24 protein-coding genes are annotated in these 25,546 nt (G+C 65.2%); 5 read left to right on the top strand and 19 right to left on the bottom strand.

What is annotated here, in order from left to right; genetic code table 11:
* Window positions 1–7: 7 nt before the first annotated feature.
* Window positions 8–1,210, top strand: coding sequence for a pyridoxal phosphate-dependent aminotransferase (locus PVW27_RS05850; protein ID WP_274555943.1), 1,203 nt, complete (start codon window positions 8–10; stop codon window positions 1,208–1,210).
* A gap of 15 nt (window positions 1,211–1,225) precedes the next feature.
* Window positions 1,226–1,630 carry a hypothetical protein gene (locus tag PVW27_RS05845; RefSeq protein WP_274555941.1) on the top strand — a complete coding sequence of 135 codons (405 nt, stop codon included), beginning with the start codon at window positions 1,226–1,228 and terminating at the stop codon, window positions 1,628–1,630.
* A 7-nt stretch (window positions 1,631–1,637) separates the two neighbouring features.
* On the opposite strand, the gene PVW27_RS05840 is transcribed toward PVW27_RS05845, so the two are convergent.
* The gene (locus PVW27_RS05840) at window positions 1,638–2,999 is read right to left on the bottom strand and encodes an MATE family efflux transporter (protein ID WP_274555939.1); all 1,362 of its coding nucleotides are present in this window, start codon (window positions 2,997–2,999) and stop codon (window positions 1,638–1,640) included.
* 440 nt (window positions 3,000–3,439) lie between these two features.
* On the opposite strand from PVW27_RS05840, the gene PVW27_RS05835 reads away from it, so the two are divergent.
* Both PVW27_RS05835 and pdeM read left to right on the top strand, forming a co-directional pair.
* On the top strand, window positions 3,440–5,848 hold the full coding sequence (locus PVW27_RS05835) for a ligase-associated DNA damage response DEXH box helicase (protein WP_274555937.1): 2,409 nt from the start codon (window positions 3,440–3,442) through the stop codon (window positions 5,846–5,848).
* 41 nt (window positions 5,849–5,889) lie between these two features.
* The gene (gene pdeM / locus PVW27_RS05830) at window positions 5,890–6,552 is read left to right on the top strand and encodes a ligase-associated DNA damage response endonuclease PdeM (RefSeq protein WP_274555936.1); all 663 of its coding nucleotides are present in this window, start codon (window positions 5,890–5,892) and stop codon (window positions 6,550–6,552) included.
* Window positions 6,553–6,559: 7 nt separating this feature from the next.
* Here pdeM and PVW27_RS05825 read toward each other — a convergent pair whose 3' ends face one another.
* A complete protein-coding gene (locus PVW27_RS05825; protein ID WP_274555935.1) occupies window positions 6,560–7,351 on the bottom strand; it encodes a LytTR family DNA-binding domain-containing protein in 792 nt (263 codons plus the stop codon).
* A 146-nt stretch (window positions 7,352–7,497) separates the two neighbouring features.
* On the opposite strand from PVW27_RS05825, the gene PVW27_RS05820 reads away from it, so the two are divergent.
* Complete coding sequence (locus PVW27_RS05820; protein WP_274555934.1) at window positions 7,498–7,923, top strand: PaaI family thioesterase; 426 nt, start codon at window positions 7,498–7,500, stop codon at window positions 7,921–7,923.
* A gap of 54 nt (window positions 7,924–7,977) precedes the next feature.
* On the opposite strand, the gene folD is transcribed toward PVW27_RS05820, so the two are convergent.
* The 17 genes from folD to bhcB all read right to left on the bottom strand — a co-directional run bounded on the left by folD (window position 7,978) and on the right by bhcB (window position 25,546).
* Window positions 7,978–8,871, bottom strand: coding sequence for a bifunctional methylenetetrahydrofolate dehydrogenase/methenyltetrahydrofolate cyclohydrolase FolD (gene folD, locus PVW27_RS05815; RefSeq protein WP_274555933.1), 894 nt, complete (start codon window positions 8,869–8,871; stop codon window positions 7,978–7,980).
* A 64-nt stretch (window positions 8,872–8,935) separates the two neighbouring features.
* Complete coding sequence (locus PVW27_RS05810) at window positions 8,936–10,612, bottom strand: formate--tetrahydrofolate ligase (protein WP_274555932.1); 1,677 nt, start codon at window positions 10,610–10,612, stop codon at window positions 8,936–8,938.
* Between the two features lie 171 nt (window positions 10,613–10,783).
* Complete coding sequence (locus PVW27_RS05805) at window positions 10,784–11,386, bottom strand: MOSC domain-containing protein (protein ID WP_274555931.1); 603 nt, start codon at window positions 11,384–11,386, stop codon at window positions 10,784–10,786.
* Window positions 11,387–11,427: 41 nt separating this feature from the next.
* Window positions 11,428–12,450: a magnesium transporter CorA family protein gene (locus tag PVW27_RS05800; RefSeq protein WP_274555930.1), complete on the bottom strand. Its 1,023-nt coding sequence runs from the start codon at window positions 12,448–12,450 to the stop codon at window positions 11,428–11,430.
* Window positions 12,451–12,609: 159 nt separating this feature from the next.
* Window positions 12,610–13,395, bottom strand: a complete 786-nt coding sequence (locus PVW27_RS05795) for a methyltransferase domain-containing protein (protein ID WP_274555929.1) — start codon at window positions 13,393–13,395, stop codon at window positions 12,610–12,612.
* Window positions 13,395–15,305: an ATP-dependent zinc metalloprotease FtsH gene (ftsH, locus tag PVW27_RS05790; protein ID WP_274555928.1), complete on the bottom strand. Its 1,911-nt coding sequence runs from the start codon at window positions 15,303–15,305 to the stop codon at window positions 13,395–13,397. The genes PVW27_RS05795 and ftsH overlap by 1 nt, the downstream gene beginning before the upstream one ends.
* A gap of 80 nt (window positions 15,306–15,385) precedes the next feature.
* Window positions 15,386–16,633 (bottom strand): tRNA lysidine(34) synthetase TilS, encoded by a 1,248-nt coding sequence (gene tilS, locus PVW27_RS05785; protein WP_274555927.1) that lies wholly within the window; start codon window positions 16,631–16,633, stop codon window positions 15,386–15,388.
* The gene (ybgF, locus tag PVW27_RS05780) at window positions 16,630–17,484 is read right to left on the bottom strand and encodes a tol-pal system protein YbgF (protein WP_274556130.1); all 855 of its coding nucleotides are present in this window, start codon (window positions 17,482–17,484) and stop codon (window positions 16,630–16,632) included. The genes tilS and ybgF overlap by 4 nt, the downstream gene beginning before the upstream one ends.
* Before the next feature lie 100 nt (window positions 17,485–17,584).
* On the bottom strand, window positions 17,585–18,106 hold the full coding sequence (gene pal / locus PVW27_RS05775) for a peptidoglycan-associated lipoprotein Pal (RefSeq protein WP_274555925.1): 522 nt from the start codon (window positions 18,104–18,106) through the stop codon (window positions 17,585–17,587).
* 103 nt (window positions 18,107–18,209) lie between these two features.
* Entirely contained in the window at window positions 18,210–19,535 is a 1,326-nt protein-coding gene (tolB, locus tag PVW27_RS05770; protein WP_274555924.1) for a Tol-Pal system beta propeller repeat protein TolB, read from the bottom strand.
* Window positions 19,532–20,680, bottom strand: a complete 1,149-nt coding sequence (locus PVW27_RS05765) for an energy transducer TonB (protein WP_274555922.1) — start codon at window positions 20,678–20,680, stop codon at window positions 19,532–19,534. The genes tolB and PVW27_RS05765 overlap by 4 nt, the downstream gene beginning before the upstream one ends.
* A 7-nt stretch (window positions 20,681–20,687) precedes the next feature.
* Window positions 20,688–21,182 carry an ExbD/TolR family protein gene (locus PVW27_RS05760; RefSeq protein ID WP_274555920.1) on the bottom strand — a complete coding sequence of 165 codons (495 nt, stop codon included), beginning with the start codon at window positions 21,180–21,182 and terminating at the stop codon, window positions 20,688–20,690.
* 2 nt (window positions 21,183–21,184) lie between these two features.
* The gene (tolQ, locus tag PVW27_RS05755) at window positions 21,185–21,880 is read right to left on the bottom strand and encodes a protein TolQ (protein ID WP_274555919.1); all 696 of its coding nucleotides are present in this window, start codon (window positions 21,878–21,880) and stop codon (window positions 21,185–21,187) included.
* Window positions 21,881–21,980: 100 nt separating this feature from the next.
* Complete coding sequence (ybgC, locus tag PVW27_RS05750; RefSeq protein WP_274555917.1) at window positions 21,981–22,367, bottom strand: tol-pal system-associated acyl-CoA thioesterase; 387 nt, start codon at window positions 22,365–22,367, stop codon at window positions 21,981–21,983.
* A gap of 65 nt (window positions 22,368–22,432) precedes the next feature.
* Complete coding sequence (bhcD, locus tag PVW27_RS05745; protein WP_274556128.1) at window positions 22,433–23,398, bottom strand: iminosuccinate reductase BhcD; 966 nt, start codon at window positions 23,396–23,398, stop codon at window positions 22,433–22,435.
* A gap of 10 nt (window positions 23,399–23,408) precedes the next feature.
* A complete protein-coding gene (gene bhcC, locus PVW27_RS05740; protein WP_274555915.1) occupies window positions 23,409–24,572 on the bottom strand; it encodes a 3-hydroxy-D-aspartate aldolase BhcC in 1,164 nt (387 codons plus the stop codon).
* A gap of 11 nt (window positions 24,573–24,583) precedes the next feature.
* The gene (gene bhcB / locus PVW27_RS05735) at window positions 24,584–25,546 is read right to left on the bottom strand and encodes a beta-hydroxyaspartate dehydratase BhcB (RefSeq protein WP_274555913.1); all 963 of its coding nucleotides are present in this window, start codon (window positions 25,544–25,546) and stop codon (window positions 24,584–24,586) included.

Below are 25,546 nucleotides of genomic sequence, written 5' to 3'. Positions count from 1 at the left end.
CACGCCCATGTCCTTTCTGTCCAAGACGCTTGACCGCGTGAAACCGTCACCGACCATCGCGGTCAGCAATCTGGCGATGGAACTGGCCGCGCAGGGCCGCGACATCATCAGCCTCGGCGCGGGCGAGCCTGACTTCGACACGCCCGACCATATTCGCGCCGCAGGTATTGCCGCGATCAACGCCGGCAAGACCCGCTACACCGCCGTTGATGGTATCCCGGAACTCAAAGCCGCGATCTGCGCCAAGTTCAAACGCGACAACGCGCTGGACTATACCCCCGCGCAAGTCAGCGTCGGCACGGGTGGCAAACAGGTGCTTTACAACGCTTTCATGGCCACTCTCAATCCCGGCGATGAGGTGGTGATCCCCGCGCCCTATTGGGTCAGCTATCCCGATATGGTCCTGCTGGCGGGCGGCACGCCGGTGTTCATCGAGGCCACGCTGGAAAACGCCTTCAAGATCACGCCCGACCAGCTGGAGGCCGCGATCACGCCCGCGACCAAATGGTTCCTGTTCAACTCACCCTCAAACCCCACAGGCGCGGGCTATAGCTGGGACGAGTTGAAAGCCCTCACCGATGTGCTGATGCGTCACCCGCATGTCTGGGTGTTGACCGACGATATGTACGAACACCTCGCCTATGACGATTTCACCTTCTGCACCCCCGCACAGGTGGAACCTGCGCTCTATGACCGCACGTTGACGATGAATGGCGTGTCCAAAGCCTATGCCATGACGGGCTGGCGCATCGGTTATGCGGCGGGGCCGAAACCGCTGATCGACGCCATGCGCAAGGTGCAGTCGCAAAGCACCTCGAACCCCTGCACCATCAGCCAATGGGCCGCAGTCGAGGCTCTGAACGGCCCCCATGACTTCATCGCCCCCAATAACGTGATGTTCGCCCGCAGGCGCGATCTGGTCGTCTCCGCGCTGAACGCCATAGACGGCGTCACCTGCCCCACGCCTGAGGGCGCCTTCTACGTCTACCCCTCGATCAAAGGGCTGATCGGCAAGACCACGCCGGGCGGTACCGTCATCACGGATGACGAAACCTTCGCCCGCGCCTTGCTGGAGGACACCGGCGTCGCCGTGGTCTTCGGCGCCGCCTTCGGTCTTTCACCCAACTTCCGCATCAGCTACGCTACCTCGGACGCAGCCCTGACCGAGGCCTGTGCCCGCATCCAGCGCTTCTGCGCCGGACTGACCTGAACAGGAGCAGCCCCCATGGCAGGTGATCTTCCCGACTATTACTTCCGCGTGCGGGAAAACGGTGCTCTGGTGTTCCGCGTGGACACCGAGAACCGCCAGCGGCGGATCGAGATGGACCAGATCGCCACCATCAACATCCGCAATGGCGAGGTGAAACCCCATGGCGACCGCCGCCTGACCGAGGCGGACATGGCCGCCATCACCGACTGGATGACCCAGCGCACCGCCCTTCTGGCGGCGCGTGACGTGGATGACATCCTGCGCGCCGTCGATCACATGAACCTGACGACGCAATGGGCGCAGACCCGCGCCACGGATGAACAGCTTGACACCGTGACGGATACGCTGCTTCTGGCGATGCATGACCTGCGCACCGTTCTGGTGCGCAAGAAGGCCGACCGCCTGATGAAGGGCGACTAAGCGCGCCTCAGCGCTGCGCCGTCAGTCGCGGCAGGATCACCCCCCAGAAGCGCAGCATCATGAAGACGCCCGCGCCTGCCAGCCCCACGGCCAGCCCCAGCCAGATCCCCACGCCGCCCCAGCCCAGAACAAAGCCCAGCACATAGGCCACAGGCATCCCCAGCGCCCAATAGGACAGCGCGGCGATGATCATCGGCACCTTCGTATCCTGCACCCCGCGCAGCAGGCTCAGGGCCATGACCTGCGCCGCATCCGCCAGCTGGAACAGCGCCGCCGCCGCCAGCAGCACCACACCGATGGCGATCACGCCCGCCCGGTCCGGCTCGTCCGGCGACAGGAACAGCCCCATCAGGAATTCGGGCATCAGCAGGAAAAACACAACCGTCAGCCCCGCCAGCAGCAGCGACAGCGCCACCACCACCTGCGCGCCCAACCGCAGCCCGGCCCAGTCCTGCACGCCCAGCGCGCGCCCTGCCCGCACCGTCGCCACATTGCCCAGCCCCAGATGGATCATGAACACCAGTGACGCCACCTGCAACGCGATCCCATGCGCCGCCAGCGGCAGCGTGCCCAGCCACCCCATCATGACCGAGGCCGCCGCGAACAGCCCCACCTCGGCCAGCGTGGTGATCCCGATGGGCCAGCCCAGCCGGAACACCTGCCCGAAGGCTTCCCAATCGGGGCGCCAGAAGCGGATGAACAGCGCATGTTCCCGCGTCACGACGGCGGCATAGATGGCCAGCAACAGCAGCGACACGATCTGCACCGAGACCGAGGCCCAGGCCGCCCCCACGATCCCCATCTCCGGCGCGCCCCAATTGCCGAAGATCAGCGCGTAATTGACGATGACATTGACCAGAACCGCGCCGATCGTCACCCACAGCACGACCTGCGTGCGCTCCAGCGCCGCCAGATAGGATTTCAGCACCATCACCAGCAGCGCGGGAAAAATCCCCCAGCCCGCCACGTTCAGGTAACGGCTCGCCTCACCCGCGACCTCCTCGGTCTGGCCCAAAGCCAGCAACAGCGCCTCGGACCAGATCATCAGGGGCATCGACACCGCCCCGAACAGGATCGACAGCCACATGGCCATGCGTGTCACGCGCCGCACCTGCTGGCTTTGCCCTGCGGATTCCGCCTCGGCCACCATCGGCATCACCGCCCAGGCAAAGCCCGATCCGAACAGGAACAGCACAAAAAACACCATCCCCGCCAGAACCTGCGCGGCCAGCGCCGTCACATCATACCAGCCCAGCATCAGCGCATCCGTCAGCGAGATCGAGAATTGCGCCACATGGCTCAGGATCAAGGGCAGCCCCAGCACGGCAATCGCGCGCATGTGCTGCGTCGGTGTCATCGGAATGCTCATGCCTTGGCCCTAGCGCCGCTTGGTGACAGGCGCAAGACGCAGCATGCGGCGCAGGCCGCCAAACTGTCACCCCGGCGACAGAGGCCCGCAGGCGCTCCCAGATGACCGCTCCCCGCACCCAGCCCTTCACCCCGCAAGACCTGCTTCTTTTTGCCCCAAATATCCCCGCCGGAGGCATCCACAGCCGATGCAATCACACCGGGCGAAAACAAGGCCCGCCGCGCCACCGCATCGCATAGCCGCCCGTGCCAGTGCGCCCGGTCATGACCCTTGGACACTGGCGGCTAGCCCGTTTTGTTCATCCGGGCCTCCCTCTTTCTTGCTCCTCTCGCCTGATCGCACGCAAAAGGTGCCGATCCATGACGGCTGGCGCACCATTCCCATCGCAGTCTCTCTTCACCCCCTAGCCTTGCCGCAGCGCCTGCCCTACCTAAGCCCGCATGAGCACCGCCCTGCCCCCCATCCTCACCGACTGGTTCCAGACCAAGGGCTGGGCGCCGCATCCGCATCAGCTTGACATGCTGGCGCGCAGCCATGATCCGGCGCTCCTCCTGATCGCCCCCACAGGCGGCGGCAAGACGCTGGCAGGGTTTCTGCCCACGCTGGCCGACCTCGCCACCGCGGACCACACGGGCCTGCACACCCTCTATGTCTCGCCGCTCAAGGCGCTGGCCGCCGATATCAAGCGCAACCTGCAAACCCCCGTGGCCGAGATGGGCCTGCCCATCAGGATCGAGGACCGCACCGGCGACACCTCCGCCCATACCAAACGCCGCCAACGCGCCGACCCGCCGCATATCCTGCTGACCACGCCGGAAAGCCTTGCCTTGCTGACCTCCTACGAGGACGCCCCCCGCATCTTCGCGGGCCTCAAGCGCGTGGTGGTCGATGAAATCCACGCACTGGCCGACTCCAAGCGCGGTGATCAGCTGATGCTGGCGCTGGCCCGCCTGCAAACCCTCTGTCCCGATCTGCGCCGCGTGGGCCTGTCGGCCACCGTGGATGACCCCGCCGCCATCGCGCGTTTTCTGGCGCGCCACCCCGACCCCTGCCCGATCCTGACCGCCGATCCGGGGCCAGACCCCGATATCGCCATGCTGACCACCGACCAGCCGCCCCCATGGTCCGGCGGAGGGGCCGCCTATGCGATCCCCGCCGTGCTGGCGCAGGTCAAGGCCCACAACACCACGCTCATTTTCCACAACACCCGCGCGCAGGCCGAGATCTTCTTTCACAACCTCTGGCTCGCCAATGAGGACGCGCTGCCCATCGGCATCCATCACGGCAGCCTTGACCGCGAACAGCGCGCAAGGGTCGAGGCGGCGATGGTGGCCGGACAGTTGCGCGCCATCGTCTGCACCGGCAGCCTTGATCTGGGGATCGACTGGGGCGATGTGGATCTGGTGATCCAGATCGGCGCACCCAAGAACGTCAAACGCCTCGTGCAACGCATTGGCCGGGCCAATCACCGCTATAACGCGCCCTCCAAGGCGCTTCTGGTGCCCGCAAACCGTTTCGAGGTGATCGAATGTCTGGCAGCCTTGGAGGCCGTCAAAGCCCATGACCTTGACGGCGAACCACGTGGGGACGGGCCTTTGGACGTGCTCTGCCAGCAGATCCTGATCGCAGCCTGCGCCGGGCCTTTTGACGCCGATACGCTTTACGCCGAGGTCACGACCGCCGGCGCCTATGCCACCCTGACCCGCGCCGATTTCGACGCCTGTCTCGATTTCATCGCCACCGGCGGCTATGCCCTGCGCGCCTATGACCGCTGGCAACGCCTGATGCAGCGCCCGGACGGGCTGTGGCAACTGCGCGACCCGCGCGCCGCGCGCCAGATCCGCATGAATATAGGCACGATACAGGACACAGACACGCTCAAGGTCCGCTTCCGGCGCAATCGCGGCGGCAAACCCCTGGGCGAGATCGAGGAGGCTTTTGCCGCCACCCTGACCCCCGGCGACACCTTCCTGATCGGCGGGCAGATCGTCCGCTATGAGGGTCTGCGCGAGATGACCGTCGAGGTCAGCCCCGACCCCGGCCGCAAGCCCAAGATCGCGACCTTCATGGGCACGAAATTCGCCACCTCCACCCAGCTCAGCACCCGTATCCTGCGGATGCTGCAACAGGACGACTGGCCGGACCTGCCCGCGCACATCACCGACTGGCTGGCCCTGCAGGCCCGCGTCAGCCGCCTGCCAGAGCCGGGGCGGCTTCTGATCGAAAGTTTTCCCCATGACGGGCGCGAACATGCCTGCGTTTATGGGTTCGCCGGGCGCAATGCCCAACAAACCCTCGGCCTTCTGCTGACCAAACGGATGGAGGAGATGGGGCTGGACCCGCTGGGTTTCGTCGCCACCGATTATGCGACATTGATCTGGGGGCTGAAACCCCTGACCGATGCGCGTGCCCTGCTGGATCCGCAAAAGCTGGAGGATGGGCTGGAGGCATGGTTCAAGGGCAATGCTGTGATGAAACGCACCTTCCGCGCCTCGGCCACCATCGCGGGGCTGATCGACCGCATCAGCGCGGGGCAGCGCAAATCCGGGCGGCAGGCGACATTCTCGTCCGACATCCTCTATGACACGCTGGTCAAATACGACCCCGATCACCTGCTGCTCAAGATCACCCGCACCGAGGCGATGCGCGGCCTTGTCGATTTCGGCCGCGTGCGCGAGATGCTGGAACGGGTGGGCGACCGGATCGACGTGATCCGCCTCAGCCGCCTGACGCCCTTCTCCGCGCCGCTCTTTCTTGAAATGGGCCGCGTTCCGGTCGAGGGCATGGCCCGCGAACGCCTGATGGCCGAGGCGGCAGAGGAACTGATGCGCGAAGCCGGGTTCAGCTGATCCTCTTGCCTTGGGTCTGATCGCCTGCCAAGAGGCGGATCATGGTCCATCACGCCTTCACCCTTGCCGGGGAAACCCTGCATGCCCTGCCCTCTGGCGCGCTGCACTGGCCCGCACAGGGGCTGCTGGCCGTGTCAGACCTGCACTTCGGCAAATCGGAACGGCGTGTGCGGCGCGGCGGCATGGCTCTGCCCCCCTATGAGGTGCAGGACACCCTGACCCGCCTGCAGGCCGATCTGGACGCGACCCGCGCAACCACCGTGATCTGCCTTGGCGACAGTTTCGACGATCTGGCCGCGCAGGATGGCCTGACGGATGACGCCCGCCTCTGGATCGCGCGGCTACAGGCGGGGCGGCGCTGGATCTGGGCCGAGGGCAATCACGACCCCGGCCCCGTCGATCTGGGCGGCACCCATCTGGCCGAACTGCGCCTGCCCCCGCTGACCTTCCGCCATATCGCCGATCCCGCCGGGCAAGGCGAAATCTCGGGCCATTATCACCCCAAGGCGCAGATCCGCACCCGTGCAGGCACGCTCAGCCGCCCGGCCTTTCTGATCGACGCCTCCCGCGTGATCCTGCCCGCCTATGGCACCTATACAGGGGGCTTGCGCAGCACGGATGCGGTGCTGGACGCCCTTATGGCGCCCGATGCCATCGCCGTGCTGACCGGGCGTCAGGCCGTGGCCGTGCCCATGCCGCGCTGACGGCGCATCAGATCAACCCGGTTTGCTCCAGCACAGGGATCTGCTTGCGGCTGACAGGCACCCGCGTCCCGCAGGCGACACGCAGGAAGACGCGCCCGTTCTCGCGCTCCACATCATCCACCGCCTCGCGCGCCACCCAATGCGAACGATGGGTGATCAGCCCGTCCACCCCGTCCATCTGATCCACCGCATCCGCAAACCGCAGCCGCAACTGATAAATGTCCTGCGGAGTCACCACGTTGACGAAATGGTCCATCGCCTCGATCCGGATGATGGGGCCGGGATCATCGGGCGCAATCCGGCGATAGAGCCGCGGACGCGCCTCCTGTTCGGGCGTCAGCCCCGGCATCGCCCCGCTGTCCGAGGCCTCGAACGCCGCCAGCCGGACCCGGGTGATGATGATCCGGCGCGCGGCAAAGATCGCAAAGCTGATCAGGGCGACATCCAGCACGAACCAGTGAAAAGCCATCAGACTTCCATCCAGCGGCGTGACCAGCAGATAGGTCCAGCCATAGGCCAGCGGTGAGAACAGCACCGCCATGCCGATCGAATCCGCCAATGCCTGCTGCCACATCGGCAGGTGCCGCATATGGGGCGCCAGATAGTCCTGAACCAGGGTCGCGATGAAGATCGAACCCAGGACGATCACGCTCCAATAGCCAACCTGCATCGGCAGGCTAAGCGTCCGGTGCGTGTCGAACGGGCCCGTCACGACCGCCGCCAGAATGGCCAGCAGTCCGAGTGACAGGTTGCCCCGCATCGACAATGCGCGCGCCGCAGAGATGAACGCCTCTGGCATCGATGGCTGTCCCTTATGTCAAAGACATGGCTATACTTCCGCATACTTATTTGGTCTGTCCTGATCCGGCAAGCTTGCACAATGCGGCCGTCCCCGCGCCGGGTCGGTCGGCTGTCACCAGAATTCAACCCAGAACGGTATCTCAGATGGACCAGTTTACTTCCGACCGCATTTCCCGCAGCTTCGAGGCGCAGACGATGATGCAGACGCTTGGCGCGCGACTGGCGGAACTCGGCCCCGGCGAGGTGCGGATCGAAGCGCCGATCCTGCCCGGTCTGCGCCAGCAGCAGGGGTTTGGCCATGCCGGGCTGACCTTCTCGCTGGGTGACACGGCCGCAGGCTATGCCGCGCTCAGCCTGATGCCGCCCGACCGCGACGTGCTGACCGCCGAGATCAAGATCAACCTGCTGGCCCCGGCCGTGGGCGATCTGCTGATCGCGACAGGGCGGGTGATCAAGCCGGGCCGCCGCCTGATGGTGGTCAGCGCCGAAGTGCATGCCCGACAGGCGGACAAGCTGACCCTGATCGCGATCCTGCAAGGCACGATGGTGCCGGTGGACGGCTTCGCGTGATCACGCCCGCCACGCGGCGGGATCAGACGCACCGCCCGGCAGGCCGATCGCGCCTCAGACCGTCAGACCTTCGGGTTCGGGCAGGTCATTGGCCCGGCAGCAGGCGGTGACGGTATTGGCCAGCAGGCAGGCGATGGTCATCGGCCCCACCCCACCCGGCACCGGGGTGATGGCGCCGGCCACGGCGGCGACGCTGTCGAACTCCACGTCGCCCACCAGACGTGTCTTGCCCCCGCCCGCATCCACGCGGTTGATGCCCACATCAATCACCGTCGCCCCCGGCTTGATCCAGTCGCCCGGCACCATCTGCGCGCGCCCCACGGCGGCCACCACGATATCGGCCCGCCGCACCACGCCTGCCAGATCACGGGTCCGCGAATGGGCCACCGTCACCGTGCAGCTTTCCCCCAGCAGCAGTTGCGCCATCGGCTTGCCCACGATGTTGGACCGGCCGATCACCACAGCCTCCATCCCAGACAGCTCGCCGTGATGGGCGCGCAGCATCAAAAGGCACCCCAGCGGCGTGCAGGGCACCATCGCCTTCTGCCCCGTCGCCAGCAGCCCGACATTCGAGATATGGAAGCCGTCCACATCCTTGGCCGGGTCGATCGCATTGATCACCAGATCAGAGTCCAGATGCGCGGGCAGCGGCAATTGAACAAGGATACCATGCACTTGTGGATCATTGTTCAACTTTTGAATCAAGCCCAGAAGCGTCGCCTCATCCGTATCCGCCGCCAGACGATGCTCAAAGGACCGCATGCCGACCTCGACCGTCATCTTGCCCTTGGAGCGGACATAGACTTCCGAGGCCGGGTCCTCGCCCACCAGCACCACGGCCAATCCCGGCACGATGCCATGATCCGCCCCGAGGCGCGCGACATGCCCCGCCACCTTGTCCCGCAGCCCCGCCGCGAATGCCTTGCCGTCGATGATGCTGGCTGTCATATGCCTTGCCCTTCCGTCTCTTCTTGCCGCAAATATCCCCGCCGGAGGCATCCCCGGCCAGGGCTCAGAACAATCCCTCGATCTGGCCCGCCCCGTTCAACCGGATCGCCTCGGCGCTGGGGGTGCGCGGCAGGCCGGGCATGGTCATGATCTCGCCGCAGATCGCCACCACGAACCCCGCCCCGGCACTCAGGCGCACCTCGCGCACGGGCACCGTATGACCCACGGGAGCGCCGCGCCGGGTCGGATCGGTGGTGAAGGAATACTGCGTCTTGGCCATGCAGACCGGCAGATGGCCGTAACCCGCCGCCTCCCACTCGGCCAGTTGCGCGCGGATCTTGTCATCGGCCAGAATGGCATCGGCGTGATAGATGCGCTTGGCGATGGTCTCGATCTTCTCCAGCAGGGGCATCTCGTCGGGATAGAGCGGCGCGAATTGCGCCTGCCCACTTTCCGCCAGCGCCACGACCTTATGGGCCAGTTCCTCGGTCCCGGCCCCGCCCTGTGCCCAATGTTTGCACAGCACCGCCTCTGCGCCCTGTTCGGCGACATAGGCCTGAACCGCCGCGATTTCGGCGGCGGTATCGCCCGCGAAATGGTTGATTGCCACCACGACAGGCACGCCGAAGGATTTCACATTGCCGATATGGCGACCAAGGTTCGGACAGCCCGCCTGCACGGCGGCCACGTTCTCGGCCCCCAGATCGGCCTTGGCGACCCCGCCGTTCATCTTCATCGCGCGCACGGTCGCCACGATCACCACCGCATCCGGCGCAAGCCCGGCCTTGCGGCATTTGATGTTCATGAACTTCTCGGCCCCCAGATCGGCCCCGAAACCCGCTTCGGTCACCACGTAATCGGCCAGTTTCAGCGCCGTCGTCGTGGCGATCACCGAGTTGCAGCCATGCGCGATATTGGCAAAGGGCCCGCCATGCACGAAGGCGGGGTTGTTCTCCAAGGTCTGCACCAGATTGGGCTGCATCGCATCCTTCAAAAGAACCGTCATCGCGCCGTCCGCCTTGATGTCGCGGGCATAGATCGGCTTGCGCTCGCGCGTATAGGCCACGACGATATCGCCCAGACGCCGCTCCAGATCGGCCAGATCCTTGGCAAGGCACAGGATCGCCATGACTTCCGAGGCAACCGTGATGTCGAACCCGGTCTGGCGCGGAAAACCGTTCGATACGCCACCCAGACTGACCACCACATCGCGCAGGGCGCGGTCATTCATGTCCATCACGCGCCGCCACGTGATGCGCCGCGCGTCGATCTCAAGCGCATTGCCCCAGTAGATATGGTTGTCGATCATCGCCGACAGCAGGTTGTGGGCGCTGGTGATGGCGTGGAAATCCCCTGTAAAATGCAGGTTCATCTCCTCCATCGGGACGATCTGGGCATAGCCGCCCCCCGCGGCCCCGCCCTTCATGCCGAAATTCGGCCCCAGCGAGGCTTCGCGGATACAGATCGCCGCCCGTTTGCCGATGCGGTTCAGCCCGTCGCCAAGCCCGACAGTGGTGGTCGTCTTGCCCTCGCCCGCCGGGGTCGGATTGATCGCGGTCACAAGGATCAGCTTGCCGTTCGGGCGATCCTGCACCGATGAGATGAACTCCTGGCTGATCTTGGCCTTGTCATGACCGTAAGGCAGCAGATGCGCCGCCGGGATGCCCAGCTTGGCCCCGATCTCCTGGATCGGCTGTTTGCGCGCGTCGCGGGCAATCTCGATATCGGATCTGAACGTCATGTCCCTCTTCCCTGTCTGGTCGGTTTGTCCCGACAGTTCCTTGGCTATACAGAGCCGGGGCGGGCGTAAAGATCGCGTTTCCGACATTTGCGGCCAAACAAACGGCCCCCAAGGGGTCTGGCCTGCTCATGCGCGGGTGTTTCGGCCGCTATGCGGGATCTCGTCCCCCCGTCAACGCCGCCGCGCGTCGGCCAGATGCGCCCAGACGCGTTGATCCGGCACATGCAGGGTCAGCCTGTCCCCCAGCGCGATGCGCCCTTCGCGCTGCACCCATGCGGTCACGCCCCGCCGCCCCTCGGCTGCGGGCTTGAACGCCTTGCCATATCCGGGATGCACCGTGTCGATGCTGCGCGCGGGCAGGATGCAGGGACGGTTCTGCATGTCCACGACCAGCGTCGCGCCCGAGGGTGCCTGCAACCGGGACGAGGGCGGCAGGTGGCTGAGATCGTCAATCCCCTCGATCACGATGGACGCCCCCAATCGCGCCGGGTCAAGCGTGTCCAGCCCCATGCGCGCCGCGATCTGGCCCATCTCCTCGACCGACAGGATCGACAGTTGCCGCTCATTCCGGATCGGCGTGCCCTTGGGATGCTGCGCCGTCACCCGGCTACAGGACAACCGCGTCACACCGCCATGCACGGACCCTGCGATGCCCGCATAGGTCAGATCCAGCGCATCGCGCGCCTCGGCCACAAGCGCCTTGCGATCCTCAGAGGTGATGACCCCGAGCCAAGTGATGCGGCCGGAAAAGCCTGTGGGAAGAAGGGCTGGCATGACATATCACCTTGCGATGCTGGACGGGGCCACGGGGCCGGTCAAAGCCAGCCTTTCCGCTTGAAGAACAGATACGGCAGGATCGCGGAAAGCACCATGCCCCCCAGCGCCAGCGGATAGCCATAGGGGGTGGCCAGTTCCGGCATGACATCGAAATTCATCCCGTAGATCGATGCGATCAGCGTGGGCGGCAGGAACACCACGGCGGCGACCGAGAATATCTTGATGATCCCGTTCTGCTGGATGTTCAGCAGCCCCAGCGTGGCGTCCAGCATGAAGGTCACCCGCTGCGACTGCGCGTCCGAATAGGCGATCAGCGAGCGGATGTCGCGCAACAGGCGCTTGTCCCGCCCGTTCAGTCCCGACACCGGCCCGCCCGATGGCGCATCCTTCTGGTTGGCACTGTCCTGCCCCGCACGATCCTTGCGCGCGGCCAGACGCATCTGGGTCATGTGGTTGACGATCCGCTCGATGGTGACAAGGCTGTCCTGCAACCGGGAATTCAACTCGCCATGCCGCCCGATCCGGCTGATGACCGCCGACAGATCGACGCCCTTCTGCGCAGGCTGGCCCGCCGGCTGAAAGATCTGGCGGCTCAGCGCATCGACCGACTGGCTTTCGGCCTCAAGGATGTCGGCGCAACGCTCCACCAGCACCTCCATCAGCGTCATCAGCATCCTCAGCGGCGTCGCGCAATCGGCCTGCAACCCGGCCGCGCGCTGGGGCACGTTCTGCAAGGAATAAGGCTCGTGATAGCGGATCGACACCACCCGGTCCGAGGTCAACACAAAGGTCACGGGTTCGCTGACAGGCTCCAGCGTCGCCGCCCCGGCCAGAACGGTGGCGGTCATGAACAGCGCGCCGTCCTCTGAATAGATCCGCGCCGAGGGTTCGATCTCGCGCATGTCGTCGCGGGTGGGCAGGTCGATCCCCAGTTCCGCCTCCAGCGCCGCCTCCTCCTCGGAAGTGGGTGCCAGCAAATCGGTCCAGACCGCGCGACTGTCCGTGTCAGGCGCTGCGATCAGCCGCCCGCTTGCGGCGTCATGCAGATAGTCGTGGCGCATGGTGGCCCCCGCTCTCGCTCTCGTGTTGAGGGTCAGTGAATGACAAAGGTGGCGCCAAGGCAAGGCGTTACCGGTTTCAGACCCGATGCCCCCCTCTGACGCTGGGCTTCCCCCGCCGGATGCAGCCATCGCCGTCTATGTGGCAGGCAGCGTCCGATGTCAGGCCGGGACCGTCAGCGTAAAAAACATCCGTCGGAAGGGGAACAGCACCGTGCCATCGGCCCCGGCGGGATAGACCTTGTCCATCACCGCCTCATAGGCGGCGATCAGGCGGGTCTGTTCATCGTCGTCCAGTGCGGCAAGGATGGGGCGGGCGAAGGTCGTCTCGGTAAAGCGGCGCACGGGATGGCCGTCGGCGCAGGCGTCAAGCTGCTGATAATACTCGGTCTCCCACAGGCTCAGCGCACCCAGAGGCGTGAGCAGCCGATGATATTCCGCCGGGCGCAGCACAGCGGGGCCCTGATCCGGGTCGATCCGTCCGGGAAAAAGCTCATCCGCCAGCGACAGCCACACCCGGTGCGAGGGCGCGTTGTTCTGATGCGGCACCTGCACCGCCAGCGTGCCGCCAGGGGCCAGCATCGCGGCCAATCGCGGGATCAGCACCTCGTGATGCGGCAGCCAATGCAGCACCGCGTTGCAGAAGATCAGCGCGGGGGCCGGTCCTTCTGACGTCCATGCCGCGATATCCATCTGATGCAGCGATGCGTAAACGCCCGTCTCACGCGCCTCGCCCAGCATCGCCGGAGACGCGTCGATCCCCGTGACAGTCCGGCCCAGCGTGGCCAGCGCAGGTCCCGCCGCGCCATTGCCGCAGCCCAGATCAACCACCGGACCTTCGGGCAAAGGCGGCAGCGCGCGCAGCAGATCAAGGGCGGGGCGCAAGCGAAGACCCCGGAACCTGCTATAGGTTCCGGGGTCCCAGTCTGTATGCAGGCTTGTGGCCATTACGTCGGCTCAGGTTCCAACCCGCCCGCCGGTTTCACCTTGGGCTTGGTCTTGGGAATGGCCGTGACGGATGCGGCTGTGCCCTTGTCGGTCTTGTCATCCTCATCATCATTGGCATGGGGCGGATCGCCACGCATCACGCGCTTGATCTCCTCGCCGGTCAGGGTCTCATATTCCAGAAGACCCTGCGCCAGCCGTTCCCACTCGTCCTTGCGCTCGGTCAGGATGCGGTGGGCGGTTTCGTACCCTTCCTGAATGAAGCGCTTCACCTCTTCCTCGATCAGCTCCTTGGTATGGGCCGAGACCGAGAACCCCGCCGTATTGCCGGAATATCCCTCATGCGCTTCGGCATAGTCGATATTTCCAACCTTGTCGGACATGCCCCAGCGCATGATCATCGCGCGGGCCAGCGCACTGGCCTGCTGGATGTCACCGGCAGGACCGTTGGACACGTTCTCCTCACCATATTTGAGGATCTCGGCCGCCTTGCCCGCCATGGTCATGGCCAGCTTTTCCTCGCATTCGGCCTTGTGCCAGTTCAGCCGGTCGATCTCGGGCAGGGACACCACCATCCCCAGCGCACCGCCGCGCGGGATGATCGTCGCCTTGTAGACCGGATCGCATTTCGGCAGCGCCAGACCGACAACCGCATGGCCAGCCTCGTGATAGGCGGTCTTTTCCTTCTGGTCGGGCGTCAGCACCATCGACCGGCGCTCGGCCCCCATCATCACCTTGTCCTTGGCATTCTCGAAATCGGCCATCGTCACGAAACGGCGGCCCACACGCGCGGCCATAAGCGCCGCCTCGTTCACAAGGTTCGCCAGATCCGCACCCGAGAAACCGGGCGTGCCGCGCGCAATGATGCGCATGTCGGCATCGGGGCCCAGCGGCACCTTTGCTGCATGGACGCCAAGGATCTTCTCACGGCCTTTGATATCGGGGTTGGGCACGGTCACCTGACGGTCAAAACGACCCGGACGCAGCAAAGCCGGGTCCAGCACGTCACGTCGGTTGGTGGCGGCCAGAATGATCACACCTTCATTGGCCTCGAACCCGTCCATTTCCACCAGAAGCTGGTTCAGCGTCTGTTCCCGCTCATCATTGCCGCCGCCATAGCCTGCGCCACGCGCACGGCCCACGGCGTCGATCTCGTCGATAAAGACGATGCAGGGCGCGTTCTTCTTGGCCTGTTCGAACATGTCACGCACCCGGCTGGCACCGACACCCACGAACATTTCCACAAAGTCGGAACCAGAGATGGTGAAGAAGGGCACGCCCGCCTCACCCGCAATGGCCCGCGCCAGCAGCGTCTTACCGGTGCCCGGAGGGCCCACCAGCAGCGCGCCTTTGGGGATCTTGCCGCCAAGACGGCTGAATTTCTGCGGGTTGCGCAGGAATTCGACGATCTCTTCCAGCTCTTCCTTGGCCTCGTCGATACCGGCCACGTCGTCAAAGGTCACGCGGCCATGCTTTTCGGTCAGCAGCTTCGCCTTGGACTTGCCAAAACCCATCGCGCCACCTTTGCCGCCGCCCTGCATCCGGTTCATGAAATAGACCCAGACGCCGATCAGCAGCAGGAAGGGCAGAAGCGACAGGATGAAGGTCTGGAAGCCCGACTGTTGCTGGCTTTCCGCCGTCACCGGCACGTTATTCGCGATCAGAAGGTCTGTGACCTGCGCATCTTCGGGCTTGATCGTCACATAGTCGCGGCCATCGGTGCTGCGGTAGCGGATCTGCTCGCCGTCCAGCGTCGCCCGGCTGACCTGTTCGCTTTCCACGGCCCGGACGAATTCCGAATAGCTGATATTCTGGCTTTGCAGGGTGTTTCCGGATCCGCTGAACAGGTTGAAAAGGGCCAGTATCAGCAGGAACAGAACGACCCAGAAAGCGATGTTTCGCGCGTTGCCCAAGGCATGTCTCCCACAAATCTTCTGGTCCGCCGCAATATGCCACGAACCTTAGGTCTAAAATAGGCAACAAATGGTTTACTTCAATGCGAAAGCAGCGTGGCGTGAAAATCCGCGACAATCCGCGCCGACCAGTCTGGATTGACCCCGGCCAGCGGTGCCGCGATCAGCCGCTCCCCCTCCCACACCGCCGGCGAGGCCAGCAACGCCGCCCGTGGCAGCCCCGTCTCGCGCCAGTCCGGGCAAAGCCGCAGCCCCGCCTCGCCCAAGGCCGCCACATGCAGGGCAGGATCATGCGGGCCATCCAGTTGCCAGCGGCCATCCCAAGGCCGGTCGGTCGCCCCCGTCAGATCGCGCAGCGCCTGATGCTCCCGCGTGATCCGCAGCAGCGCGCCCTGTCGCAGCACCAGACAGCCCCCCAGCGTCCGTTGCCCCGGCCGCTCCACCGCCTGCAACAGCGCCGCGACATCCTCGCGCCGGGGCGGATAGGGGGTCGAGGCCACCCAGACCAGCCCCGCCACAAGGATACGGCGGCGCATCTCGGGATGGTGCCGCGCCCATGCCGCCCAATCAAGGATCAGATCGCCCCGGTCCTGCTGCACGGTTATCGCCGCGATATCATAAAGTTGCGCGCGCAGCGCATCCCGCGCATCGGCCAGTTGCGCCATCACGCGGGCCAATCCGCCAGCGTCGATCCCCAAGGGAGCCAGTTCCGCCAGCGCGCGGCGCGCCTTGACCCGCTCGAAACGGGTATTGTCGTTCGAGGGATCGTCGATCCACCCGATACCCCGGCCGGTCAGCCAGTCACGCAACCGTGCCCGCGTCACATCCAGCAAGGGCCGCGCCCATGCCATCCCGTCGCGCTCGAAACCGGCCGCCATGCCCGACAACCCGTCCAGACCCGCCTGCCGCGTCAGCCGCATCAGGAAAGTCTCGGCCTGATCGTCCTGCGTATGTCCCAGAAGGATCGTGCCGATCCCCTGCCCGCGCGCCCATGCCGCCATCAGGCCATACCGCGCCTCCCGCGCCGCCGCCTGCAGATTGCCGCGCCCGTCCCAGCCCTGCCAAGGCAGCGTATCATGGGGAATGCCCAAGTCGTCACAGATCCGCGCCACGCCCTGCGCCTCGGCGGCACTCTCGGACCGCAGACCGTGATCCACAGTGACGGCAGCGATCGCCAGACCCTCCGCCCGCGCCGCGTCATGCGCCAGATGCAGCAAAGCCAACGAGTCGCTGCCGCCCGACACGGCGATGCCGGTCGGGGCCGTCCGATCAAGCGCGCGACCGACCGCCGCGACCAGCGCGGCCTGATCGTCGCGCTCTGCCGTCAAAGACAGCCCAGACGGGTGCGGGCCTCCTGCGCCGAGGCGACGCTGGCCGATTGCGGAAAGCGCACACCGACCTCTTGCAGGGTCGTGCAGGCTTCCTGCGTCTGGCCCAGTTGTCCCAGCGCATCGCCCAGCCGGAACAGCGCCTCGGGCGCGTTCGGGCCGGTCTGGTCGGTGGTGAAGGCCGAAAGATAGGCCCGCGCAGCGCCCCGCACGTCATTCAGTTGCGACAGGGCCTGACCGCGTTTCAGATCGGCTTCCGCCGCTAGCGGTCCGCCCGGATAGGTCTCATTAAAGGTCGCAAAGAGGTCCGCGGCGCCGCGAAAGTCACCGGATGCGAGCGCCTCCGACGCCCGCTCGAAGTCTGCTCTCTCACCGACGGCCAGTTCCGCCGTGGGGGCGCTGGGGGTGGAGGTGGAAGGCGAGGCCGCGCCGCCCGGCGCGGGCTGGATCGGCGAGGCGATCATGCCCGTGGTGGCCGGAGCGGGACCGCCGCCAAGGGTCGTCGTCTCACCCAGTTTGCCGATGTCGCATCCTGTCTCCAACTCGCACAGGCGGAACTCCAGATCGCCCAGACGGGTGGTCCCGTCCGAAACGATACTGTTGATCCGGAACTCCAGCTCCTCGGTCTTGCGGGTCAGACGCTGCAACTCGCTTTCCATCACGTTGACGCGGTCCAGCACCGAGCCGCCGGGGATCGCCAAGCCCGAGGCGCCAGTGGTGGACAACTCGCGGCGCAGGCGCTGCACCTCGACAAACAGCATCGACATTTCCTGGCGGATATCCGCAAGGGTCTGGCTGTCCTGCGCGGGGGCCATCTGCGGCAAGAGCGCGCCGCTCAGCGCCAGCGCCATCACCGACAGGCGCAACCGGCCAAGGACGGGCCGCAGGGCCGGGCCGAAACGGCCCGCCCCCATCTGACATGCGGAAAGCAGCGTCATGCGAAACCCCCGATCAGCTGGACAGGCCAGCCGAGATGACAGTCACGGCACGGCGGTTCTGCGAATAGCAGGCCTCGTCGCTGCACAGCTCGATCGGGCGTTCCTTGCCATAGCTGATCACGCGCAAGCGGCTGGGGGCCACCCCGCGCGAGACAAGGTATTCCTGAACGGCATTGGCGCGGCGCGCACCAAGGGCAAGGTTGTATTCCCGCGTGCCCTGCTCGTCGGCATGGCCTTCGATGATGGCGACGTAATCGGTATTGGTCATCAGCCACTGCGCCTGCCCGTCCAGAACGGTCTGGTATTGCGGCGTGATGCTGGATTGGTCGACCTGGAACAGCACGCGATCCCCGATCGTCTGCTGGAAATAGAGCGGCGAGCGCGGGTCCGATGCGCTGCCCGGCGCGCCGATGCCACCTGCCCCGCCCGCGCCACCGGCACCGCCAGCGCCCGCGCTGTCGAAACGGTCAGGGTTGGTGCAGGCGGCCAGCGCCAGAACAGAAGCCAGAAGGATGCCGCGTGTGAAGAGAGTCATGATGGGTGCCCCGTTGTTGTTGTGTGTCACAAGAATTTGCCTGTTTCGTCGATGTCTTTAGCACATCCGCGCGCCCAAGGGAATCGGTGCGCGCGGCCTTGGCCTATCTTTGCAACGGCGACCATGCCGGGTCGGATGCGCCGCCCTCGGTTCTGATCTGCTTGAGATTGCGCCCCGAGATATCCACCGAATACAGCGATGCGGCCCCGCTTTCGCCCTGTGTCTCGCGGGTGAACATGATCACGCGGCCATTGGGCGACCATGTCGGACCCTCATCCAGAAAAGACGCGGTCAGCAGCCGCTCTTCCGATCCGTCGGTCCGCATAACGCCGATATGGAAACGGCCCTTGGACTGTTTGGTGAAGGCGATCAGGTCCCCGCGTGGCGACCAGACGGGCGTGCCGTAGCGGCCCTGCCCGAAACTGATCCGCTGCGGCTCGCCGCCATTCGCGCCCATGATGTAAAGCTGCTGGGTGCCGCTCCGGTCGCTCTCGAACACGATCCGGCTGCCATCCGGGCTGAAGCTCGGGGCCGTCTCGATCGACGGGGTCGAGGTCAGGCGCGTTGCCGCCCCCGAATTGATATCCATCCGGTAGATGTCTGTATTGCCGCCTGTGGTCAGCGAATAGACAACCGTATTGCCATCGGGTGCGAAACGCGGCGCAAAACTCATGTCGCCTTCCAGCGTCGGCAGCGCCCGCCGCCCGACCGAAGCCACATCCATCACATAGATGCGCGGAAAGCCGGATTCGTAGCTGGTATAAAGGATGCGGTCCCCGGTGGGCGAGAAACGCGGCGCCAGCACGATGGAATTGCTGTCGGTCAGGTATTGCACATTCGCCCCGTCATAATCCATGATCGCCAGACGCTTGCGGCGGTCATCCTTGGGGCCGGTCTCGGCCACATAGACGACGCGGCTGTCGAAATAGCCGCCCTCGCCCGTGATCCGGCTATAGACCGCATCGGCCACCTTATGCGCGATGCGCCGCCACCCGGCCTGCGTGCCGTTGAACTGCAACCCGTCGCCCAGCTCCTGACCGGCGAACACGTCATAAAGGCGGAACTTCACCGCCACAGATCCATCGCCGCCCACGCTGACCGCCCCGGAAATCAACGCCTGCGCGTTGATCGCGCGCCAGTCGCTGAACTGCACCGGGCTGTTGAAGCTGGTGATCTGGCTGATGAAGGCGCTCGACGGGATCTCGCGGAACAGACCCGTTCCCGTCAGGTCCTCGGACACGACCCGCGCGATCTGGCGCGCCAATTCGGCGGCGGCGGCGTTCTCGGCCACGAAATCCGGGTTGGCAAAGGGCAAGGGCTCGATCACACCCTCGGTGATCTCGATGCGCAGCGGGCCGCCGGTCTGAGCCGCCGCAGGCATCGCAAGGACGAGCAAGGCCGCCAGCAGGGTCAACACACGTGTCATCATCTGATCCTCATGTTCTCGGGATTGAACGTCATTTCGATATCGCGCCACTGGTCGTATTTGTCGCGCGGCAGGCTGAAGCCATTGGCCCCGCAACGGATGATCGCGCGGCGCGCGGATTCAAAGGCTTGCCGCGCCGCTTCGGCCGATCCGCCGTCATGGCTCAGCATGCGCAGCGTCTCGGGCTGCGGGCGTCCATCTTCGGTCATCGACACCGCAACCACAACCGTTGTGCGCAGCGCCTCGGATGACAACGATCCCACGTTCCAGCATTGCTGCACGGCCACGCGCAGCGCGTCACGCTCGCCGGACGTCATGGGCGGGCCACTCTGCCCACCGGCGGCGGGGCTGGCCGCGCCGCCCTCAAGGGCCTGACGCAAGGCGTCATTCACGGCATCGGCTGTGCGGTCGGGCTGCTGCGCCGGCTGTTCCTGCGCCTGCTGTTGCGGCGCCGGCTCGCGCGGGGTTTCGGCCACGGGCGCGGGCTCTGGCCGCGCAGGACGCGTGCGCGGCCGGATCGAGGTTGTCGGCGCGGCGGAAGGTTCCTCCATCGCCTCGGTCACGATCCGGGTCGTCGCCTCCTCGGGCGCGCCGCCCTCGGTCTCCTCGCGGACAACCTCGGCAGACTCGTCGGGCACAACTTCCTCGGTCACGGAATCGGCCACCTGCGTATCCGGCTCGGGCGCGGCCACAGGCTCCGGGGCCACGCGCTCGGCGGGACGCGGAACCGGACGGTCGGATGTGTTCGGGGCCAGCACCACCTCTTCCTGGGGTGGCGGCGCAATCACCGGGGCCTCATCGCTGACCTCGGCCTCGGCCTGCTGCGGCAAAGGCTCGGGCTGTTGCGGCACAGGGTCCGCGGGCGGCGCCTCGGTCACCTGCGGCTCGGCAGGCGGCGGGGTCGGGTCGGGCTGGCTTTCGGTGGGCGGCACTTCCTCGGCGGGCAGTTCGGGCGCGGGCATGGCCACATCCGTCGTGACCTCGGGGGTCTGCACGCCGGCCATCATCGCCTCGAACTCCGCACCGGAAATGACCGACACCTCGGTGACCTCGAACGACTGCGGGGGCGTGTTGAACATGCCCCCGAAGAACATCCACAGGATCAGACCGATATGCCCGGCGCCAGAGATGTAATAGCCGATCCGCACGGCGCCCTCAGTTGCCCTGCCCGGCGGGCTGGGTTCCGTCCAGCGCCGGACCGCCAAGATCGGTCACCAGACCGATATTGGAAAACCCGCCGCGATTGAGCGCGCCCATCACCGTGACCACATCCGCATAGGGCACCGCCCCATCCGCACGCAGGAAAATGCGATCCCCCTCGCGCTCGGACGCAATCGCCTGCAAGCGCGGCACCAGATCATTCAGCGGCACCTCGGTCATCTGGATCATCACCGCGCCTTCGGCCGTCATGGTGATGCTGAGCGGTTCTTCCTGCTCCGCAGGCAATGACGTGGCCGCCGTCTTGGGCAATTCCACCGGCACACCGACGGTCATCAGCGGGGCCGCGACCATGAAGATGATCAGCAGCACCAGCATCACGTCCACGAAAGGCGTGATGTTGATCTCGGACACGACACCGGCGCGCCCGGCCCCGCGCCGCCGCCCCCGGCGCGATCCGCCACCACCGCTTTTGACAACACCCGCGCCCATCGTCAGCTATCCAACTGACGGCTGAGGATGGTCGAGAATTCATCGGCAAAGGCGCCATAGCCCCCGATGATCCGATCCGCATCCGCGCTCAGCTTGTTGTAATAGATCACCGCCGGAATGGCCGCGACAAGGCCGATGCCCGTCGCCAGCAGCGCCTCGGCGATGCCGGGGGCCACAACGGCCAGAGAGGTGTTCTGCGCCTTGGCGATCTCGATGAAGGAATGCATGATCCCCCAGACGGTCCCGAACAGGCCGATGAAGGGCGCGGCAGAGCCGATGGTGGCCAGAACCGTCAGACCGGATTGCAACTCATCCGCTTCCTTGGCGATGGCCACATCCATGCTGCGGTCGATCCGGGCCGAGGCCCCTGCGATCAGGCCGCCATCGTTGCGATGACTGCGCCGCCATTCCATCATGCCCGCCGCAAAGACCCGTTCGGATGCGCCCGCAGGCTCCGGCCCGATCTGCTGGAACAACTCGTCCAGCGGTTCGCCCGACCAGAACGCCTGATCGAATGTCGCAGATTCGCCACGCGCCTTGCGGAAGCGGATCGTTTTCTGAATCACGATGGCCCATGTCCAGAAGGAGCACAGAACCAGTATTATCATGACAAGTTTAACGACGATTGTGGCGCGGGCGAACAATGCCCACATGGTGTAGTCCGCCCCGGCGGCGCCAGCGATGATCTCGGTTTCCATTATGCCTGCTCTGACTATCGGCCGCGTTGGCGGTCCATTTGGCAGGCAAACTACCCTAGTTCAAAGGGGAAGGCCAACACATCTGCGTCATTCGATCACATCAATGCAACATCTGGCGAATATTTGCCGGCATCCGCGCCGGATGACCGCTGTCCGAGATCACCACGACAGTGACAATGGCGTGAAACAGCCGGTCCTTGCCGCGCCACACCACCTGATCCATGACCAGCCGCGCGCCCGTGACCTGCACCACCTCGGTCTCGACCACCAGTTCGTCGTCCAATCGCGCGGGCATCAGGTAATCCGCCTCGACCCGCCGCACCGCAAAGACCAGACCTTGCGCCTTCATCGCGTTCTGGTCGATCCCCAACCCGCGCACCCAATCGCTGCGGGCCCGCTCGATATAGCGTAAGTAATTGGCGTAATAGACGATCCCCGCCATATCGGTATCCTCGTAATAGACGCGGATCGGCAGAGTATGGGGCATGGGCGTGGCCTTCGGTCAGGGATGGTTGCACGCATTAGCGCCAAATCCACCCCCGACCGCAACCCTCACAGCGCGACGCTTGCCCCCAGCCCCCGCGCCTGTGCCGCGCGCATCGCCACATGGGCCACCGCCAGATCCTGCAACCCCACCCCGGTGCCATCGAAAACCGTGATCTCATCGGCCCCCGTCCGGCCCGGATGGGTCCCGTTGATCACCGCCCCCAGCGGCACAATGTCGCTCTCATGGATCAGCCCCGCGGCAATCGCATGCTGCGCCTCGCCGATGGTGACGGATTGCGCCACCTCATCGGTGAACACCGTCGCCGCCGCCAGCAGATTGGCATCCACCTCCTGCTTTCCCTTGGTATCGGTGCCCATGCAGGCGACATGCGTGCCCGGCTTGATCCAGCCCTTCATCATCAGCGGCTCGAAAGCCGAGGTGATGGTGATGATCACATCCGCCTCAGCTCCCAGCGCTTCGCGCTCCACCGCCTCGAAAGGCAGGCCAAGCTCCGCCGCCACCGCCGCCAGTTTCGGCAGCATGTCGGGATGCGGGTTCCAGGCCACGACCTTTTCGAACGCCCGCTGGCGGACGGCCGCGCGCAGCTGGAAGGTCGATTGATGCCCCGCACCCACCATGCCCAGCACCTTCGCATCCGGCCGCGCCAGATGCGCGATCGAAACGGACGAGGCCGCCGCCGTGCGGATCGCAGTCAGGTAATTTCCGCCCACCAATGCCTGCAACTGGCCGGTATCAGGGTCGAACAGGAAGATCGTGGACTGATGATTAGTCAACCCAAGGGCGACATTTCCCGGCCAAAAACCACCTGATTTCACACCCAGCGCCATCCCCGCCTTGTCAAAACCCGATTTGAAACCATAAAGCGCATCCGCATGCCCCAACGCCTCGCGCACCACCGGAAAGTTCCGCGCCTCCCCCCGCGCCATGGCGGCAAAGACCCCCTCGACCGCCGCAAAAGCGGCCTCGGGCGTCACCACCTGCGCGCAGACATCCTCGGGGATGATCGCAATCTGACCCATCTCAGAACGCCTTCCCGCGCGCCGACACGGGCCACAGCGTCTCGACCTTGCCGTTCCTGACGCCGACATACCAGTCATGCACATTGCAGGTCGGATCACAGTGACCGGGCACCAGCCGCAGCTTGTCATTGACCTTCAAGACACCCTGCGGATCGGCCACAACCCCATGCTCATCCGAACATTTCACGTAGGTCACGTCATCGCGCCCAAAGATCACCGGCAGGCCGCTATCCACCGACTGCGCCTTCAACCCGGCATCGACAATCGCCTTGTCCGCCTTGGCATGGCTCATCACGCTCGTCAGGATGAACAACGCATTCTCCCACTCGCCCTGATCAATCCGCTTGCCGTCCTTGTCCAGAATCCGCCCGTAATCCGCATCCATGAAGGCATAGGACCCGCACTGCAACTCGTTGTAAACGCCCGAATTCCCTTCAAAATAATAGCTGCCCGTGCCGCCGCCGCCGACGATATCGCAGTCCAGCCCCACGGCCTTCAACCCCTCGACCGCATCGCGCACCTGCGCCACGGCAATGTCGATCTTGGCCTTGCGGTCATCATAATTGTCCATGTGCTGCATCGCGCCCTGATAGGCTTGCAAACCCGCGAACCGCAGGCCAGGCGCGGAATCAATCGCCCGAGCGATTTCCACCACAGCAGGCGTCGTCGTCACCCCGCAGCGCCCCGCGCCGCAGTCGATCTCGACCAGACATTCGATCTGCGTGCCATGCCGGACCGCTGCCGCCGACAGATCGGCGACATTTTCCACGTCATCCACGCAGACAATCGTGCGTGCCCCCAGCTTGGGAATGCGCGCCAGTCGGTCGATCTTGGCCGGATCGCGCACCTGATTGCTGACCAGCACATCCTTGATCCCGCCGCGCGCGAACACCTCGGCCTCGGACACCTTCTGGCAGCACACGCCGCAAGATCCGCCCAGACGCTCCTGCAACAACGCCACATCCACGGACTTGTGCATCTTGCCATGCACCCGGTGCCTCACGCCCATTTCTTGCGCGAAACGACCCATCTTTGCAATATTCCACTCCAAAGCGTCCAGATCAAGCACCAGACACGGCGTCTGGATATCCTTTTCATCCATCCCGATCGCGGCGGGAATATCATAGCCCACTTCATAATCCGACAGGTTCACATGTTTGGTCATGGGGTGTCTCCTCAGCCCTGCATCCAGGGCAATTTGTCCAGATCGACGTTGCCGCCGGTGATGATGACGCCGATGCGCTTGCCCGCAAAAACGTCCCTATTCTTCAGGATCACGGCCAGCGGCACGGCGCAGCTTGGCTCGATCACGATCTTCATCCGCTCCCATGTCAGCTTCATGGCCGCGATGATTTCCTCCTCCGTCGCGGTCAGGATATCGGTCACATGGTTGGACACATAGTGCCATGTATTCTCCTTGAGCGGCACTTTCAGGCCATCCGCCACAGTCACCGGCGCATCATCCGCGATGATATGTCCCGCGCGGAAACTACGCGCCGCGTCATCCGCATTCAGCGGCTCTGCCGCATAGATCTTCACCCCCGGCGCGGTGCTCGACACGGTCAGGCAGGTGCCCGAAATCATGCCGCCGCCGCCAATCGGGGCCACGATCCCGTCCAGACCCTCGACCTGCTCCATCAATTCGCGCGAGCATGTCGCCTGCCCCGTGATCACGCGCAAGTCATTGTAGGGATGCACAAATTCCGCGCCCGTTTCCTCGACCACTTGGGCAAAGACCGCCTCGCGGCTGCTGGTGGACGGCTCGCATTCCACGATCCGCCCGCCATAGCCCCGCACGGCCGCCTTCTTGGCCTCGGGCGCGGTGCGCGGCATCACCACCGTGCAGGGGATCCCCCGCCGCCCCGCCGCATAGGACAGCGACAGCGCATGGTTGCCACTGGAATGCGTCGCCACACCGCGCGCCAGTTTCTCCTCGGGCAGGCCGAACACCGCATTGCAGGCGCCCCGCACCTTGAAGGCACCCGCCTTCTGGAAGTTCTCGCATTTGAAATGCAGATCGGCCCCGGTCAGCGCGTTCAGGTAAGTCGATGTCAGCACAGGCGTGCGATGGATATAGGGCAGGATCCGCTCATGCGCCGCGATCACATCGTCAAAACTTGGATAAATCACGTCTTTCAT

This window comes from Seohaeicola sp. 4SK31 (genome assembly GCF_028802875.1).
Taxonomy (GTDB): domain Bacteria; phylum Pseudomonadota; class Alphaproteobacteria; order Rhodobacterales; family Rhodobacteraceae; genus Seohaeicola.
The sequence above is the reverse complement of the archived record's forward strand: the minus strand, read 5'-3'. Positions and strand labels throughout refer to the sequence as shown.